Here is a 1,253-nt window from a genome sequence, read left to right on the forward strand (position 1 = left end):
TTCGCTCGCCTGCTCAAGGAGAACGCGATCAAAACCTCTGGCGCGCATCTCCGCGAGTTCGTCTGGTGTGATGCGCTTCATTTTTCTGCACAACGACCAAAAGCTGAGCCACAGCCACCGGAGCGTGACTCCCAAATGCAACTGTGACAATCAAATTTCATGTTCAGGTCGAAACTCAAGGCGCGGTGGCCGTTGGCTCCAGCGCTGTGTTAGGCTTTGTCATCATCTCAAATATAACCATGCTTTGTTTTCGCCACCAAGCTGAAGCAAACCATATAAAATAACCGGCCCAAACAAACCAGCAAACGCCCCAACTGGCGAAACATGTGAATAAAGGTTGATGGGCAAGGCAATCAATGCCGTGGCACAACTGAAATAAAATCCCCATTTCTGCCAACGAAATATCGCAACAACCGATGCAATGCCAGCAAGCGAAGAAAAGCAAAACATCGTGAGTGCCCACCTTGGCATGTGTGGAGATCTCGCAAGAATCTGGTCTGCTGAAAAAGTGTAGAGACAAAATACCGCGCTATACGCCACAATCTTGAATATCAAGAAGGCCGTCAGCAATCCATGTCGCTTGGGTGGTGTCATAATCGTGAATCTGCGCCTAACGTTAGAGGCCTGGCACCCGCTATCGGGAGCGCCCTTCCGCTTCAGGTTGAGGTTTGTCGTCACCCTCCGAATCTAACTCGGAACGGGTAGCGGGTTGTCCAGCGCCGACTTGTTCTGCAATTTTTGTTCCGTCGGGCTTGCTCAGCTTCCACTCGTCAACCTGTTGGTCGGGCCCATCAGCGAGAGGTAATCGAAACCTTCCATCCTTCAGGGTGTAAAGAACGTAGCCTGGTCCTATACGGATCAATGGAAGTGAATTAATTCTCCGTTGTAGATCACCACGAGTAATTCCTGCCCGCAATAGATCGGCGACTTCTGAGGTGGTTAGTAATGAAGTGATTCGTGGAACCAGAGCTTCGTCTTGATCTGCATCCTTGGCCGTATCCGCTAAAGTCGCCCCGCAGCTCAAAGCGACGCTGAAAAAAGGAGCCAGTATGATTCGGAGGTTCATTTCAGTAGAACGTTAGAGCGGTGGCACGGCGGCGGCGAGCATCCAGAGCGAAGCGAATTAGCGAGCTTGTCCGCCGTTGCCACCCGCGGCTGGTTCTGCTTCTTTTTCGATCTGTTCTTCGACGAGGTTTGCCCAAGTATTGAACAAGCGTAGGTGAATTTGTTCGTCTGGTGTCCGCTGATCCATG

At 51.2% G+C, this 1,253-nt stretch carries 2 protein-coding genes; both read right to left on the reverse strand.

Going from position 1 to position 1,253, the window contains the following annotated elements:
- Positions 1 to 222 precede the first annotated feature (222 nt).
- A complete protein-coding gene (locus tag JIN85_RS20490) occupies positions 223 to 594 on the reverse strand; it encodes a hypothetical protein (RefSeq protein WP_200274353.1) in 372 nt (123 codons plus the stop codon).
- A 40-nt stretch (positions 595 to 634) separates the two neighbouring features.
- Complete coding sequence (locus JIN85_RS20495) at positions 635 to 1,066, reverse strand: hypothetical protein (RefSeq protein ID WP_200274355.1); 432 nt, start codon at positions 1,064 to 1,066, stop codon at positions 635 to 637.
- Between the last annotated feature and the right edge of the window lie 187 nt (positions 1,067 to 1,253).

This window comes from Luteolibacter pohnpeiensis, from assembly GCF_016595435.1.
GTDB classification, from domain to species: Bacteria; Verrucomicrobiota; Verrucomicrobiia; order Verrucomicrobiales; family Akkermansiaceae; genus Luteolibacter; species Luteolibacter pohnpeiensis.